Origin of the sequence: Geothrix sp. PMB-07 (assembly GCF_030758935.1) — a bacterium.
Classification (GTDB): Bacteria; Acidobacteriota; Holophagae; order Holophagales; family Holophagaceae; genus Geothrix.
Genome location: NZ_CP132333.1, coordinates 3,165,307 through 3,181,267, shown reverse-complemented (window position 1 = coordinate 3,181,267; position 15,961 = coordinate 3,165,307). Strand labels below are relative to the sequence as shown.

14 protein-coding genes are annotated in these 15,961 nt (G+C 63.6%); 11 read left to right on the top strand and 3 right to left on the bottom strand.

The window, feature by feature from the left end; translation table 11 throughout:
- Positions 1-113: 113 nt before the first annotated feature.
- Positions 114-956 (bottom strand): MurR/RpiR family transcriptional regulator, encoded by an 843-nt coding sequence (locus Q9293_RS14015; RefSeq protein WP_306247556.1) that lies wholly within the window; start codon positions 954-956, stop codon positions 114-116.
- A 19-nt stretch (positions 957-975) separates the two neighbouring features.
- Positions 976-2,169, bottom strand: coding sequence for a winged helix-turn-helix domain-containing protein (locus Q9293_RS14010; protein WP_306247554.1), 1,194 nt, complete (start codon positions 2,167-2,169; stop codon positions 976-978).
- A 76-nt stretch (positions 2,170-2,245) separates the two neighbouring features.
- Here Q9293_RS14010 and Q9293_RS14005 point away from each other — a divergent pair, with 76 nt between their 5' ends.
- On the top strand, positions 2,246-3,934 hold the full coding sequence (locus tag Q9293_RS14005) for a serine hydrolase (protein WP_306247552.1): 1,689 nt from the start codon (positions 2,246-2,248) through the stop codon (positions 3,932-3,934).
- 9 nt (positions 3,935-3,943) lie between these two features.
- Here Q9293_RS14005 and Q9293_RS14000 read toward each other — a convergent pair whose 3' ends face one another.
- Complete coding sequence (locus Q9293_RS14000) at positions 3,944-5,914, bottom strand: FAD-dependent oxidoreductase (protein ID WP_372342218.1); 1,971 nt, start codon at positions 5,912-5,914, stop codon at positions 3,944-3,946.
- A gap of 515 nt (positions 5,915-6,429) precedes the next feature.
- Between Q9293_RS14000 and Q9293_RS13995 the strand changes: the two genes are divergently transcribed.
- Genes Q9293_RS13995 through Q9293_RS13950 form a run of 10 tightly spaced genes read left to right on the top strand, consistent with a single transcriptional unit; the run spans position 6,430 to position 15,960 of the window.
- Positions 6,430-6,645: a hypothetical protein gene (locus Q9293_RS13995; protein ID WP_306247550.1), complete on the top strand. Its 216-nt coding sequence runs from the start codon at positions 6,430-6,432 to the stop codon at positions 6,643-6,645.
- A gap of 40 nt (positions 6,646-6,685) precedes the next feature.
- Positions 6,686-7,111 (top strand): ubiquinol-cytochrome c reductase iron-sulfur subunit, encoded by a 426-nt coding sequence (locus Q9293_RS13990; RefSeq protein WP_306247548.1) that lies wholly within the window; start codon positions 6,686-6,688, stop codon positions 7,109-7,111.
- Positions 7,108-8,400 carry a cytochrome b N-terminal domain-containing protein gene (locus tag Q9293_RS13985; RefSeq protein ID WP_306247546.1) on the top strand — a complete coding sequence of 431 codons (1,293 nt, stop codon included), beginning with the start codon at positions 7,108-7,110 and terminating at the stop codon, positions 8,398-8,400. Before Q9293_RS13990 ends, Q9293_RS13985 begins: the two co-directional genes overlap by 4 nt.
- A gap of 10 nt (positions 8,401-8,410) precedes the next feature.
- Positions 8,411-10,225 (top strand): c-type cytochrome, encoded by a 1,815-nt coding sequence (locus tag Q9293_RS13980; protein ID WP_306247544.1) that lies wholly within the window; start codon positions 8,411-8,413, stop codon positions 10,223-10,225.
- A complete protein-coding gene (locus Q9293_RS13975) occupies positions 10,206-11,600 on the top strand; it encodes a cbb3-type cytochrome c oxidase subunit I (RefSeq protein ID WP_306247541.1) in 1,395 nt (464 codons plus the stop codon). The genes Q9293_RS13980 and Q9293_RS13975 overlap by 20 nt, the downstream gene beginning before the upstream one ends.
- Before the next feature lie 21 nt (positions 11,601-11,621).
- The gene (locus tag Q9293_RS13970; RefSeq protein WP_306247538.1) at positions 11,622-12,191 is read left to right on the top strand and encodes a cbb3-type cytochrome c oxidase subunit II; all 570 of its coding nucleotides are present in this window, start codon (positions 11,622-11,624) and stop codon (positions 12,189-12,191) included.
- Positions 12,192-12,195: 4 nt separating this feature from the next.
- Positions 12,196-12,378, top strand: a complete 183-nt coding sequence (locus Q9293_RS13965) for a hypothetical protein (RefSeq protein ID WP_306247536.1) — start codon at positions 12,196-12,198, stop codon at positions 12,376-12,378.
- Positions 12,375-12,683, top strand: a complete 309-nt coding sequence (locus Q9293_RS13960; protein WP_306247535.1) for a hypothetical protein — start codon at positions 12,375-12,377, stop codon at positions 12,681-12,683. The genes Q9293_RS13965 and Q9293_RS13960 overlap by 4 nt, the downstream gene beginning before the upstream one ends.
- A 4-nt stretch (positions 12,684-12,687) precedes the next feature.
- On the top strand, positions 12,688-14,622 hold the full coding sequence (locus tag Q9293_RS13955) for an FAD-dependent oxidoreductase (RefSeq protein ID WP_306247533.1): 1,935 nt from the start codon (positions 12,688-12,690) through the stop codon (positions 14,620-14,622).
- Positions 14,623-15,960 (top strand): 4Fe-4S binding protein, encoded by a 1,338-nt coding sequence (locus Q9293_RS13950; RefSeq protein ID WP_306247531.1) that lies wholly within the window; start codon positions 14,623-14,625, stop codon positions 15,958-15,960. It begins immediately after the preceding gene.
- The last annotated feature ends 1 nt before the right edge of the window (position 15,961 follow it).

The window sequence follows — 15,961 nt, the reverse complement described above, 5'->3', positions numbered from 1 at the left end:
TTGGTGACCAAAAAGTAATGCTTCTGTCAAAAGCGAGTCAAGTTTTTTTTCATCAATGTTCATAGAACTCAAAAAGCCTTTCAATGAAAGGCTCTCGTCGATTGCAGCAGGGCCTATGTCCGCGCGAATTTCTGGCGCGCCACGCGCTCCACCTCGCGCAGCTTGTTCAGGGCCACCTGGGGGGCCTGGCTGGCGATGGAGGTGGCAATGGCATGGGCCAGCACGCCAAAAGCCGTGACGCTGTGGGAGAAGAGCAGGTTCTCGCCGGGGATGGGCAGCGTCAGGGTGGCGGATTTGGCCAGGGGCGAGTTCAGGGTGTCGGTGAAGGCCAGCACGGGCACACCCCGCTTGCGGGCGTAGGCGGCGGCGTCCAGCGTTTCCTGCGTGTAGGGATTGATGCTGAAGGCGATGAGCAGATCCTTGCTGTCCAGCATGCCCACCTGGGTGGCGAAGTCGGCGGGGTTGCCTTCCATCACAGGCAGGCCGGTGTTGATGAGGAGGTAGGCCAGCTGCCGCGCCATGAGGGCCGACACGCCGTCGCCGATGGCCAGGCGCAGCCTCGCACCCTTCAACTGCTTGACCACTTTCTGAAGCAGGTCTTCGTTGACCGCCTGCACCAGCGTTTCAATGTTGCGCATATCCCGCCGCGCCACTTCCAGCAGGGTGGCCGAAGCGCGCACCGGCGCCTGCAGCAGCTGCTCGCCGCGGCCATAGTGCTTCTTGGCGGCGCTGACCATGGCTTTGCGCATCTCCAGGTAGCCGGAATACTCCAGCTTCTTGGCGAAGCGCACCACCGTGGCCACGCAGGTCTGGGATTTGTCCGCCAACTCCTCCACGCCCCAGAGCGGCGCCTCGTTCATGTTGGCGATGAGGCAGTCCGCGATCTGCCGCTGGCTGGGGGACAGCCCCTGGGCACTGTGCAGGCGGTTCAGAAGGGGATTCTTCGACGCAGACATGGGGCCCAGGATAGCGCGGTCAGGCGGGCAACTGGATGTCCTCAGCCCCCACGAAGCCGGCCAATCGCTGCAAAGCCTCGTCCAGGGCACGTTTCCGGGCCTTGGTGGGGCGGATGCCGGGCTCCCACCAGAGGCCCTTGATCTCCAGCAGGCCGCGGTCCCGGTGCAGCTTGGGATCCAGGCGGCCCACCAGCCGATCACCTTCGAGGATGGGCAGCACGAAGTAGCCGTACTGGCGCTTGGGTTCGGGCACGAAGGCCTCGAACCGGTAGTCGAAGCCGAAGCGACGCAGTGCACGGGTGCGGTCCCGCAGGATGGGGTCGAAGGGGCAGAGCAGGCGGGTGCGTTCCGGCGGTTCAGGCAGTTTGGCCAGACGCGTTTCCCAGTCCGCCAGAGCGAAGGCGGGGCGAGTCTGACCCTCGGTGTCTTCCACTTCCACGGCCACGAGATGTCCCGCCTTCAGGGCTGAGGCGCACCAGCCCTTGGCCTCTACGGCCTCGATGCTGTTCCAGAACTCGGATAGTTCCTTGGGGGTGAAGACCCAGAGGCGTTCCGCGGCTTCGCCGCAGGCCCAGGCCAGATGCTCCGAGGGCTCCGGGCAGGGCAGGGCATGGTGATCTGGGAGCACGCGCTCGGTGAGGTCGTAGAGCTTCTGGAATCCCTCGCGGCGGGGAATCATCAGTTCGCCGCTGCGCCACAGGAAATCCAGGGCCGCCTTCTGGGGCTTCCAGCCCCACCAGGGGCCGCGTTTCTCTGGATGTTCGAAGTCCGAGGACTTCAGTGGGCCCTCCTTCTCGATGCGGGCCTTCACATCCCGCACCACCTGGTCGCCGTCGGTCTCCCGAAAGTGGTGCTGCCACCAGGCGTGGGCCTGGATGCGCGCGCGGTCGCGCAGGAAGCGCGGCTTCCAGTGGGGGAAGAAGGCGGTGGGAATCACCGAGGCATCGTGGGTGAAGCCCTCGAAGAGGTTCCGCTTCTCCTCATGCAAGCGCTTCAACAGCTCGGGCCGGTAGCCGTCCAGGCGACTGAAGAGGGTCAGGTCGTGGGCCCGCGCCACCACGTTGATGGTATCCACCTGAACAAAGCCCAGACGCTCGATGAGGGTCTGCAGGGAGGCCACTGTCACCCGCCGCGTGGGATTGTCCAGCAGGCCCTGGGCGCCCAGGAACAGGCGCTGGGCCTGTGTAGCAGAGATGATGCGGGGGGTTGGCATGGTTCCAGGGTGCCAGAAACCCCCTAAGCTGGGGCCGCATGGCCACGTAGATGGATCACCCCCCAAGGAGTGCGAGATGCGTTTGTCCAAACGGCCCCTGATCCCTGCGCTGGTTGCATCCACGTTGCTGACCCTTTTGACGGGAAACCCCCTCCCGCTCATGGCCAAGGAGGTTCCGGTCCGGATGGCGGAGCAGCCTTCCACCGCTGCCTTTGATTCACTGCTGTCGCCCCACTTCAAGGCAGACGAGGCGGGGGCCTCGGTGCTGGTGATGAAAGATGGGAAAAAGCTCTATGCCAAGGGTTTTGGGCTGGCGAGCCTCGAATTGAAGGTGCCCAACGATCCCGCCCTGGTCTACCGCATCGGCTCGGTCACCAAGCAGTTCACAGCCGCCGCGATCATGACTCTGGTCGAGGATGGGAAAGTTGCCCTGGATGCCCCTGTGTCCCGGTATCTGGACGGGCTTCCAGAGGCGTGGCGCCCGGTGACTGTGCAGCAGCTGCTCACCCACACCAGCGGCATCCCCAGCTACACGAATGGCCCTGAATACGGCGCCCACATGCGCGAGGATCTGCCGGGCCTGAAACTGCTGGAGACCTTGGTGTGGACCAAGCCCATGGATTTCGCGCCAGGCACCACATGGAAGTACAACAACTCCGGGTACTACCTGCTGGGCCTGATCGTTGAGAAGGCCAGCGGCAAATCCTATGCGGAGTATTTGAACGCCCGTTTCTTTGGGCCCTTGGGCTTGACCCACACCCGCTACGGCACCGAGACGGAACTGATCCCCGGCATGGCCCCGGGCTATTCCGATGGCAAGCCGGCGCCCTACCTGAGCATGGGGCAGCCCTATGCGGCGGGCTCGCTGGTGAGCACCGCGGAGGACTTGGCCCGGTGGACCCTGGCCCTGCACGCCGGCAAGGTGGTGAAGCCTGAAAGCCTGAAGCTCATGACCACACCCGTGAAGACAACCGACGGCAAGGAACATCCCTATGGCTTCGGTCTTTCCTTCCGCCAATCCCAGGGCCATCGCCTGGTGGGCCACGGCGGCGGGATCAACGGCTATGTGTGCTTCCTGGAGGCGGACCCCGCGACCCGCGCGGTGGCGGTGGTGCTCTGCAACACGGATGGCCCCAAGGTGAATCCTGAATACCTCAGCCGCCGCCTGCTGGCCCTGGCGGCGGGCACGCCCATCGTGGAGCCCACGGCGATCCCCGTGGCCCCGGAGAAGCTGGCCCGGTTGGCTGGAACCTACCAGCACGAGGGGTTCCAGCGGACCATCGGCTTCGACAAGGGGCGCCTCACCAGCCAGGCGGCCGGTGGCGAGGCCGTGGACCTGATTCCCCTCACGGAGCTGACCTTCCAGCTCAAGGGCACCGATCTGCGCTTGCGCTTCGAGCTGTCCGGCAACGAGGTGCTCGGGGTTCGGCGTCAGGCTGAGGGCGAACCCGAGGGGGATCTCGCGAAGAAGGTGGTCGCCGAGGCAGGTCCCGTGGCCAAGGTCGATGCCACCCGGTTTGAGGCGCTGGCGGGAACCTACCAGCTGGCGCCCTCCTTCGAGATCCGGGTGTGGCAGGAGGGCGGTCGTTTCTTTGCCCAGGCCACTGGCCAGGGGCCCCTGGAGATTTTCGCCGAGTCGGACACCCACTACTTCCTGAAGGTGGTGGAGGCTCAGCTGGATTTCGTCAAAGGTCCGGATGGCAAGGCCGAATCGCTGATCCTCACCCAGGGGGGCAGGAAGATGCCCGGGAAGCGGGTGAAGTAGGGCTGCACGTCAGATTCTCGCGGCCAGCTCGGCGCCCTGGCGGATGGCCCGCTGGGCGTCCAGTTCGGCCGCGACATCCGCGCCGCCGATGAAGTGCACGGGTTTCCCCAGGGCTTCCAGGGGCTCCGCCAGGCTGCGTTCAGAAACCTGGCCTGCGCAAAGGATGATGCTATCCACGGCCAGGCACTTCGAGCCGGCGTCCTTGCCATCGCGGATCCAGAGGCCTTCATCGTCGATGCGTTCGTAGGCGATGCCGCCCTGCATCTTCACCTTCATGGCCTTGAGGATGGCGCGGTGGATCCATCCCGTGGTCTTCCCCAGGTCGGCTCCCATGCGGTCGGTTTTGCGTTGGAGAAGGAACACCTTGCGGCGCGGTTCCCCGGGCCGTGGGGCCGGGAGAAGCCCACCGCGGTGGGCATGGGCACCATCAACACCCCAGAGGTCGAGGTAACCCTGCACCTCTGGTTTGTGTGGCTCGTGCACGAGGAATTCCGCCACGTCGAAGCCAATGCCCCCGGCGCCGATGATGGCGACCGTCTGTCCGGCGACCTTTCGCCCTGAGAGCAGATCCGGGTAGCTGATGACCTTCGGATGGTCGATGCCCGGAATGGCGGGGATGCGGGCCTTCACGCCCGTGGCGAGGATGACCTCCTCGAATTCGCGCAGAACGTCAGGTGTGGCCTGCTCGCCCAGGCGCAGGGTCACGCCGGCGGTGGCCAGGCGCCGCCCGAAATAACGGAGCGTCTCGAAGAACTCCTCCTTCCCGGGCACTCGCTTGGCCAGGTTGAGCTGACCACCCAGTTCCGAGGCCGCCTCGAAAAGGGTGACCACATGGCCGCGCTCGGCGGCGTGGCAGGCGAAGCTCAGGCCCGCGGCCCCGCCGCCCACCACGGCCAGGCGCTTGGGGGCGATGACGGGCTCGAAGACCAGCTCTGTCTCGAAGCAGGCGCGGGGGTTCACCAGGCAGGTTGCGCGCTTCTGCTGGAAGACATGATCGAGGCAGGCCTGGTTGCAGGCGATGCAGGTGTTGATGTCGAGGGCGCGGCCCTCGGCGGCCTTGTTCACGAAGTCGGGATCGGCCAACAGGGGCCGCGCCATGCTCACCATGTCGGCGCAGCCGTCGGCGAGGATTTCCTCCGCCACCTCGGGGGCATTGATGCGGTTGGTGGTGATGAGGGGGATGCCCACTTCGCCCTTGAGTTTCCTCGTCACCCAGGCGTAGGCGCCCCGGGGCACCATGGCGCCGATGGTGGGGACCCGGGCCTCGTGCCAGCCGATGCCGGTGTTGAGGATCGTCACGCCTGCGGCCTCGAGGGCCTTGGCCAGCTGCACCACCTCCTCCCAGGTGCTGCCATCGGGCACCAGATCCAGCATCGACAGGCGGAAGATGATGATGAATTCCGCCCCCACGGCTTCGCGGACCGCCTTCACGATCTCAAGGGGAAAGCGCATGCGGTTGTCATAGCTGCCGCCCCAGGCATCCGTGCGCCGGTTGGTGCGGGCGGCGATGAACTGGTTGATGAGATAGCCCTCGCTGCCCATGATCTCCACGCCGTCGTAGCCTGCCCGCTGGGCCAGGGCCGCGCAGCGGGCGTAGTCGCGGATGGTGGCGCGGATGGCCCGGGGGCTCAGTTCCCGGGGCTTGAAGGGCGTAATGGGGCTTTTCAGGGCGGAGGGCGCCACGCTCAGGGGGTGGTAGCTGTAGCGCCCCCCGTGGAGAATTTGCAGGGCGATCTTCCCGCCGGCGGCATGGACGGCAGCGGTCACCTTCCGGTGCTTGGGCACCTGCCAGGGCCAGGAGAGTTGCGCGCCGAAAGGCGTGAGCCGCCCTCGCAGGTTGGGGGCGATGCCGCCGGTGACCATGAGGCCCACGCCGCCGCGGGCTCGCTCGGCGTAGAAGGCCGCCATCTTCGAGAACCCATCCTTGGCTTCCTCGAGGTTGGTGTGCATAGAGCCCATGAGCACGCGGTTGCGCAGCATGGTGAACCCAAGATTGAGGGGGGCCAGCAGGTGGGGGTAGGACACGTGGGCTCCGGGGGGTTCGGCCAGTGTAGGACGGCGCCCGCCAATCTGGCGTCAAGCTGTGACGGGTGAGGAAAGCTGCTGTTGGGTGGATATTAAGTGTTTACATAAGATTAATTATTTTTATATATAAATAAAACGTTATGACATCTTTTATTCAATATATGTTTTTTAGTTCACTGTATATGAAACGCATAATATATATACATTTATTCGTGTATTAAGTATTGATAATAAATATTTTATATTAAAAAATTGAATCCAATAATGGACATATTTTAGGGCTTAGTTTAAGAGATGTTTTATATAAATTTATATATATCAATGTTTATAAATTGTGCTCCTCGTCACACCCAACCTGCTGGTAAACCGATTCATTGAAACTCGACCCATAGATCCTCAAGACAAGAAAACTGGCGACCAATTTTCACCACCTCCGCGGAGCTCCGCTCCGCCGATTGCAAGGGCCTCCCATGGAACTCACCTGGATCGCGATCGCCGCCAGCCTGGCGATGGGCTCTGGGGCCGCGTTCCTCTTCATCTTCGCGGTCAAGCGCGACTGGATGAAGAACATCGAGGATGCCAAATACCAGGTTTTCTGGACCGACGCGCAGGACCGCAAGCAAGACATGAAACGGGTGAAACCCACTCAGGAGACGGCCGATGGCAGTCAATCTCAAGCGAAGTAGCGGGGAGGATTCCGATGGGGGCAAGACCTCCCGCCGGAGGATGCTCGGTTGGCTGACCGGGGCCGGGTTGTTCGGTTCGGCAGGCCTCAGCGCCGTATCCAACTTCGTCTTCATCAAGCCGCGGGCCACCTATGGACAGCCCCAGCGCTTCAGCGTGGGCAAGCCTGAGGATTACCCCTCTGGCACCCGCGCCATCCTGGCGCCGCGTGGCATCTGCATCGTGCGGGAGGGCTCGAAGATCGCGGCCATTTCCATCACCTGCACCCACCTGGGTTGCACGGTGGGGGCGGCAGATACCGGTTTCGCCTGCCCCTGCCATGGTTCCCGCTTCGATCAGGACGGCAATGTCACGGGCGGACCCGCGCCCCGGCCCTTGCCCTGGTTCCAGATCACCCTCGCGCCCAATGGCGAGATCGAAGTGGATAAGGACATCGAAGTCACTCCTGGGAGCTACCTGACGCTATGAGCCCCGCCACCCCGCCCAAATCCTCCCTCCTCGCTGCGCTGATGGGCCTCCCCAAGAACGTGTGGAGCTCCATCTTCCGCAATCCGCTGCCGTCCAATGATCTGGAACGGTCATCGACCAGCTTCACGAACTTCTTCCTGCACATCCATCCGGTGAAGGTGCACAAGAATTCGCTGCGGCCCACCTACACCTTTGGTTTGGGCCTGATTTCATTCTTCCTGTTCGTGATCCTGATCGTGACGGGCATCCTGCTGATGTTCTACTACGTGCCCTCCACGACTCAGGCCTATGACCGCATGCTCGATCTCCGAGGCTCTGTGGCCTTTGGCACCCTGCTGCGCAACATGCACCGCTGGTCCGCCCACGGCATGGTCGCCATGGTGTTCCTGCACCTGTGCCGCGTCTTCCTGACGGGCTCGTACAAGAAGCCCCGCGAGTTCAACTGGGTGGTGGGTGTCATCCTCTTCCTGCTCACCCTCTTCATGAGCTTCACCGGCTACCTGCTGCCCTGGGACCAGCTGGCCTTCTGGGCCATCACCGTGGGCACCGCCATTGCCGGCTACGCGCCCATCGTGGGCAAGGACATCCAGTTCCTGCTCATGGGCGGCACCAGCGTCGGTCAGGAAGCCCTGCTGCGCTTCTACGTGCTGCACGTGGCCGTGCTGCCCGCCATCCTCACGCTCATGATCGCCATCCACTTCTGGCGCATCCGCAAGGACGGCGGCCTCTCCCGCCCAGAGGATGCGGATCCCAAGATCACGCTTGAACCCATGGAGCAGGGCGCCGCGCCCAAGGCCTCCGTGCTGGAGCCCAAGAAGGTCTATGGTTTCCAGGGCCTCGTCCGCGGTCCCCTCACCAAGGTCGGGCAGGTACCCGACAACACCGTGTTCTCCTGGCCCAACCTCTTCCTGGCCGAGCTGTTCACCTTCGTGGTGACGCTCTCGGCCATCCTGATCCTCTCGCTGCTCTTCAACGCGCCGCTGGAAGAGCCGGTCAACGCCCTGCATCCGCCCAATCCAGCGAAAGCGCCCTGGTACTTCCTGGGCCTGCAGGAAATGGTCAGCTACTCGGCCTTCTGGGGCGGCATTGGTGTGCCCACCATCTTCGTGCTGCTGCTGCTGGGCGCACCCTATCTGGATCGCGGCCCCAAGGGCGTGGGCAAGTGGTTCTCCCGGGAGCGGCTGCTGGCGAACACGATCTTCATCACCTTCGTGGTGGCGAACATCATCTTCGTGATCATCGGAACCTTCTTCCGCGGGGCCAACTGGGCCTTCGTGTCCCCCTGGTGAGGAGCGCGACATGAGACTGGCACTCGCCATCGGCACCTTCTTCATCCTGGTCATCCACGGGGTGGTCTTCTACAACCAGTTCTTCCACCAGTGGGAGCGCAACCAGCACGCCTACTTCGACCAGGCCCGCTCCCTGGCCAAGACCGACACCGAGCGCGCCACGCTGGCCAACCGCAAGCCCCGCATCGAGCAGATCGTCGTCAGCAATTTCGGCGAGACGCGCGTGGACCGCTGCACCACCTGCCACATCGCCTCGGACGATCCCCGTTTCGCCACCTACGCCGAACCGCTGAAGTCCCATCCCTATTCCACGGCCATGGGCGATGTGCAGAAGAACGGAAAGTGGGAACGGCGCCACAAGTTCTCCGAGTTTGGCTGCACGGTCTGCCATGACGGCCAGGGCCGCGGGCTGGAACCCGAGTACGCCCACGGTGCCGATGAATACTGGCCGGATCCCCTGCTGGGCTACACCACCCAGGCTCACTGGCGGAAGGACTTCGCCCCGAAACTCAAGGGCAAGGACTACATGCAGGCCAACTGCGCCCAGTGCCACACGGACATTGCCTTCCCTGGCACGGCGCTGGTCACCAAGGGCCGCGAGCTGTTCTTCGGCTCCAACTGTTACGGCTGCCACCGCATCGAGGGCCTTTCGGACGGCACCATCGGCCCCGACCTCTCCGATGTGGGCAAGAAGTGGAAGCTGGACTACCTCTGGGGCCGCATCACCGATCCCAAGAGCATCCTGGCCACCTCGATCATGCCCAAGTTCAACCTGAAGGATGAGGACATCAAGGCCCTGGTGGTCTTCCTCAAGAGCCGCAAGGGGCGCAACTTCGCCGAGACCGAGATCCAGCGCTTCAAGGTCAAGCTCACCGGTGGCGCCGAACTGGTCCAGCAGACCATCAAGCCCGTGCAGATCAACGCCTCCGAGATGGTCAAGCAGGGCGAGAAGCTGGTGATTGATCGCGCCTGCACCGCCTGCCACAAGCTGGGCGACCGGGATGGCGGCATCGCGCCCGATCTCAGCCAGGAAGGCCTCATCAAGGACGGCACCTGGATCTACGACCACTTCAAGAACCCCAAGTCCACCATGCCCGATTCGATCATGCCGGCCTTCCGCTTCACGGATGACGAGTTCAAGGCCATGACCGCCTACCTGGTGACCCTCAAGGGGGCGCCGGTGGCCGCCAACGGCGAGGGCATCTACAAGGCGCTCTGCCTGCGCTGCCACGGCGAGAAGGGCGACGGCCACGGTCCCATTGCCGAGCATCTGGACCCCTATCCCCGCGACCTCACCAAGGACGGCTTCATGAACTCCAAGCCTGAAGCCCGCCTGGTGGCTTCGGTTTGCAACGGCGTGGCAGGCACCTCCATGCCGGCCTGGGGCAAGCTGCTGAGCGAGGAACAGGCCAAGGCAGTGCTGGGCTACATCCAGACCACCTTTACCAAGGAACCCCGCCGCGAACTGAAGGCCCGTGCCGTGCCCGAGAAGAACCCCGTCGCCATGGGCAAGGAATCCGTGGCCCGCGGCGAAGAACTCTTCGTGAACCGCTGCGCGGGTTGCCATGGCAAGAAGGGCGACGGCAAGGGTCCCAACTCGCTGGACATCCTGCCCAAGCCCCGCAACCTCCGGAACAGCTTCTTCGTGAACAGCGTCGACGACAAGCGGCTCTTCGAATCCATCCTCTACGGTGTCCAGGGCACCGCCATGCCGCCCTGGATCGATTACGGCTTGACGAACAACGACGTGGGCGACCTCGTCAACTTCATCCGAAGCATCAACCAGAAAGAGAAGGGAGGCCAGCATGCAGCCCCAGTTCAGTAAGGCAGAGGCGCCGAAAACGCCGGAAGGAGCCCTGGTCCACGACGATTCCACGGCCAAGTGGTTCCTGGTCAGCTCGGTGGCCTATTTCTTCATCGTCGGCATCATCGCCGTGATCATCGCCGCCAAGTTCGTGTGGCCCGACCTCATGGGCACCATGTCCTGGCTCACCTACGGCCGCCTGCGCCCCCTCCACGTGAACGGCATGCTCTTCGGCTGGCTGCTGGCCGCCGACATGGGCCTGGCCTACTACATCATTCCTCGGCTCTGCGGCGTAAAGCTCTGGAGCGAGAAGCTGGGCGTGGCCACCGCCGTGCTCTGGAACGTCATCATCCTGGGTGCCGTCGTCACCCTGCTGGCGGGCCAGAACCAGGGCTGGGAATACGCGGAGCTGCCCTGGTACCTCGACATCCTGGTGGTCGTGGCCTGGATCATGTTCGGCCTGAACCTCCTCATGACCGTGGCCACCCGCAAGCACCAGGCGATGTACGTGACCATCTGGTACACCATGGGCTGCGTGCTGTGGACGGCCTTCGTCTATCTGACGGGCAACTTCGCCACCCTGTTCACCACGGGCACCAACCAGGCCAACCTGAACTGGATGTATGTGCACAACGCCGTGGGTCTGATCTTCACCCCCATCGGCCTGGGCATTGCCTACTACTTCATCCCCCGTGCCTCGAACACGCCCCTCTTCAGCCACAAGCTGTCCATGGTGGGCTTCTGGTCCCTGGCCTTCGTCTATGTCTGGACCGGCGCCCACCACATGATCCACGGGCCCATCTCCCAGTGGCTGCAGACCATCGCCATCGCCTTCTCCGTGATGCTGCTCATCCCCGTGTGGGCCGTGGTCTACAACCTCTTCGCCACCATGAAGGGCCAGTGGCACCAGCTGCGCGAGAGCGTGCCCCTCAAGTTCCTCATGTCCGGCATCGTGTTCTACCTGCTCACCTGTTTCCAGGGGCCCATGCACAGCCTGCGCACGGTGAACGCCATCGTCTCCAAGACGGACTGGATTCCCGGCCACGCCCACATGGCCGTACTGGGCTGCTTCAGCTTCCTGGCCATCGCCGGCACCTACTACACCGTGCCCCGCATGTGGAACAAGGCGCTGCATTCCGATGTGCTGGCCAACTGGAGCTACTGGATGCTGATGATCGGCGGCCTGGGCTTCTTCACCACCCTCTGGCTGGGCGGCTTCTGGCAGGGCTGGCAGTGGAACAACTGGAACATCCCCTTCATCGACACCGTCATCGCCCTCAAGCCCATCTGGATCGTCCGCTTCCTGTCGGGAATCCTGATGTTCATCGGCATCGTGATGTTCGCCTACAACATCATGGCCACCGTCCTCGGGGCCAACGAGGAGGCGGCCGCCTAGGCCGCTGAAAGGAGCGCGATCATGTTCAAAAAAGCCGACAACAACGCCCTCTGGGCCATTGGAATCTCCCTCGCCCTGTTCTTCATCGGCGGCATTCTCACCACGGTGGTGCCGCCCCTGGTGGATACCAGCTGGGCCAAGCCCTTCGAGAACCACGATCCCGCCAAGGGCATGACCGGCAAGGTGGTGCCCCTGAACGACCTCCAGAAGAAGGGCCGCGCCATCTATGTGCGCGAGGGCTGCTGGTACTGCCACACCCAGCAGATCCGAACCCTCCTGGCCGACACCAAGCGCTATGGGTGGCGCGGGGTCGATGCGCCCATCTCCACGCCCGATGAGTTCGTCTACGACGATCCCCACATGTTCGGCACCAAGCGCACGGGCCCCGATCTCGCCCGCGTGGGCGGCAAGTACGACACCCAGTGGCACCGCACCCACTTCCGCAACCCCCGCGACCTCGTGAAGGGCTCCATCATGCCGCCCTACCCCTGGATCGTGAACAATCCGGAAGAGTTCAACGCCCTGGTGGCCTACCTGCAGAGCCTGGGCCGTGGCAAGGACTGGCGTCCGGCCAACGACTACGAGAAGTAGCCGCATGCCCGCCACGGACTACACCTATCCCAGCGTCTACTTCGCCTACCTGTTCTTCGCCCTGATGTTCGGATTGGCCGTCTACTTCTTCGTGAAATCCAGACGGGAAGGCTATTGGGGCGACAAGGGCGAGGAACCCAAATTCCAGATGTTCGAGGATGACGACACTCCCAGGAGGACCCCATGAGTGAAGACAAGAAGGGCAAGGAAGAACTCAAGGATTACGCCGACGGCTGGATGACGGAGCGCAAGGGCACCGATGTTCCGGGTTTCCTCAAGCTGGCCATTCCGGTCATCGGCCTTGGCTGCACCGCCTACCTGGTGGTGCAGATGTACGGGGATGTGCACCACGCGACCCGCGGAAAGTTCGTTGAGCAGTTCAACCTGGTGTCGAAAACCAGCCCCGCTCTGAGCTACACCGTCGCCCTGTTGGCCCTGATCTATGTGGTCACCATCGCGATCTTCGCCTTCCGCAAGCCCCACGAGGATTAAAGCTGTGGATAACGCCAGCTGGCAGTTCAGGGTTCCCGACGACTCGCAGTACTGGGTCGAGATGGTCAAGTGTCAGCATGCCTGTCCGGTGCACACGGATGCGTGCGGGTACGTGACGGCCATCGCCGAAGGGCGGTACGACGATGCCTACCGCATTGCCCGCGCCACCAACCCCTTCGCCTCCATCTGCGGGCGGGTCTGCGGGGCCCCCTGTGAAGCCAACTGCCGGCGCGGCTCCCTGGACGAGCCCGTGGCGATCCGCGCTCTCAAGCGCTTCGTCACGGACAAGTTCGGGCCCGAAACGGGGGATTACGCCGCCTACCGCGAGGGGGCGAACCAGCGCATGCTGCCGCCCAACCGTGGGGACTACGAGAAGGTGGCCGTCATCGGCGCCGGCGTCGCGGGCATGACCGTGGCCCACGACCTGGTGCAGATCGGCTACAAGGTCACCGTCTTCGAAGCCACCGCCGAACCCGGGGGCATGCTCACGGCGGGCGTACCTGTGTTTCGCCTGCCTCGGGAGCTCGTGCGCCATGAGATCAATGCCATCGTGTCGCTGGGGGTCGAGCTCAAATGCAACATGAAGCTCGGCCGCGATTTCACCGTCGCCGATCTCCGGGCCCAGGGCTACAAGGCCATTTTCCTAGGCGTCGGCCTGCCCAATGGCCGCAAGCTCTCCCTGCCCGGCGGCGAGACCGAGGGCGTGTATGACGGCATGGAATTCCTGCGGGCCTTCAACGAAGGCAAGCCCCTGCCTCTGGGGCGGCGCGTGGTGGTGGTGGGTGGCGGCAACGTGGCCTACGATGTGGCCCGCTCGGCCCTGCGCCCCTTCGAGGCGCTGAACCAGGAGGACGCGTTGCAGGAGATGGGCCATGGCGAGAAAGTCGCCTATGACGTCGCCCGCTCCGCCCTGCGCCTGAGTGGCGACAAGGAGATCCACGTGGTCTGCCTCGAGTCACTCGAGGAAATGCCCGCTGACAAGGTGGAAATCCATGAGGGCGAGGAGGAGGGCATCCACCTCCACAACCGCGTGGGGCCCAAGGAAATCATCGTTGAGAACGGCAAGTGCAAAGGCCTGCGCGTGGTGAAGTGCCTGTCGGTCTTCGATGAGGAGCGGCGCTTCAACCCCAAGTTCGACGAAGGTGATCTCACGGACATCCATGCCGATTCCGTGGTGTTCGCCATCGGCCAGACGGCCGACCTCAGCTTCCTGAAGCCCGAGGATGGCGTCGAGATCCAGCGCGGTCTCGTGAAGGTGGATCCTGCCACCTACCAGACCACCGCGCCCGACATCTTCGCCTGCGGCGACGTCGCGCATGGTGCCCGGCTGTTCATCGACGCCATTGCCTCGGCCCATACCGCCGCCCGCTCCATGCATGATTTCCTGCGGGGGACGCGCACGGATGTGGTGGTGCGCAAGCGCTGGCTGCCCGCCGCCTACACCATGGCCGAAGGCTGGCACCGGGAAGAGCGGACCAACGCACCGGTGCTGGAAAGCACGGCCCGGGCCGCCTCGGTGGACATCGTCGAGCTGAGCTACCCCGAGGAGATGGCCCGTCGTCAGGGCTCCCGCTGCCTGCGCTGCAATGTGAACACGGTGTTCGAGACGGATCACTGCATCGCCTGCAACGGCTGTGTGGACGTGTGTCCGGAGAATCTCATCAAGCTGGTGGGCGTCAGCACCCTGTCTGACTACGACGCCCATGAACGGCTGGTCCAGGCGGGGGCGGAGATCTCCCTGCCTGAATACCAAGCCCTCAGTGCCCAGGACAAGGATGAGCTGGGCGGGGTCATGCTCAAGGATGAGAGCACATGCATCCGCTGCGCCATGTGCGCCTCGCGCTGCCCCACCCATGCCATCCAGATGAAGCGCTTCGACCACACGACGGAATGCGTATCCATCCCCTCGCCGAATCCGAAGATCCAGTATCATTCCTAAATGAGCATACAAGAAGATACTGCCCCCAAAGCCCGGACCGAGCGGCTTCCACCGCTGCCGCCGCCAGACAAGGTCTACAAGCCCACACGGAAGCGTTTTCATCTGGCTTTCTTCCTGTGCTTCGTGGCGGCCCCCTTCACGAACCTGATGCGCTTCGACATTCCGCGCCAGCGCTTCTATTTCGCGGGGCAGGAGCTCTGGATCAGTGAATTCGCCATCATCTTCTTCGCGCTGATGTTCCTGATGTTCGTCATCGCGGCCTCGGCCATCATCCATGGCCGCATCTATTGCAGCTACGCCTGTCCGCAGATGATCTTCAGCGAGTGGAGCCAGGGCGTGGAACGCTGGGCCAAACGTCTGGCCCAGCAGCAGCTCAAGGCTGCCAGCGCCCGGATCAAAAACCTCGCGTCCAGGGGGCTCTTCTACACGGTCTTGCTGGTCGCGTCGGTGTTCCTGGCCTTCGTCTTTACCTCGTACTTCGTGGAACCGCGGGATCTGCTGGGCCGCCTCCTGCACTTCGATCTGGTCACCGTGGGTGGCATCACCGGCGCGGTGGTCACGGTCATCACCTTTCTGGACTTCACCCTGGTGCGGCAGAAGTTCTGCACCACGGTGTGCCCCTACGGCTACATCCAGGGCATGCTTCAGGACAAGCACACGCTGTTGGTGGCCTACCAGGATGGAGTCGGTGAGACCAAGGACTGCATCGAGTGTAAGAAATGCGTTCGAGTCTGCGAGATGGGCATCGACATCCGCCAGTCGCCCTACCAGATCGAATGCGTGCACTGCGGCGACTGCATCGACGCCTGCGAGGACATCCTCCGCAAGGTCGGGAAGCCGGGGCTCATCCACTACGCCTGGGGCGATGCGCCCAAGGCCGCCGTGAAGGAGGCCTGGTACCTGCGTTGGGGCTTCCGTGACGCCAAGCGGGTGGTGATCCTCCTCATCATGACCTTCTACCTGGTGGGACTCGCCCTGGCTCTTTCGTTCCGGCGGCCGGTGCTGGTGGAGATCAACCCCGATCGCTCCACGCTGTTCAAGGTGCTGGAGGATGGCCGCGCGGCCAACCTCATCCGTTTGAAGCTGGCCAACCGTACGGGCAGGACCAGCCAGGTTCGTCTCTGGGTGGAGGGGTTGCCCGGCGCCGATCTGGCCCTTCCCGCCAATCCGGTGGTGCTCAAGCCGGGGGAGGTCTATGCGGGCACAGTGGAACTCCGCGCGCCCTTCGTTCAGGATGGACAGGACGTTCACCACATCCGCATCCTGGCCCAGGCCGAAGGCGCCCGCAAGGCGGACGCCGAGGAGCTCACCTTCATCACCCCCCTGAAGAGGAACTGAC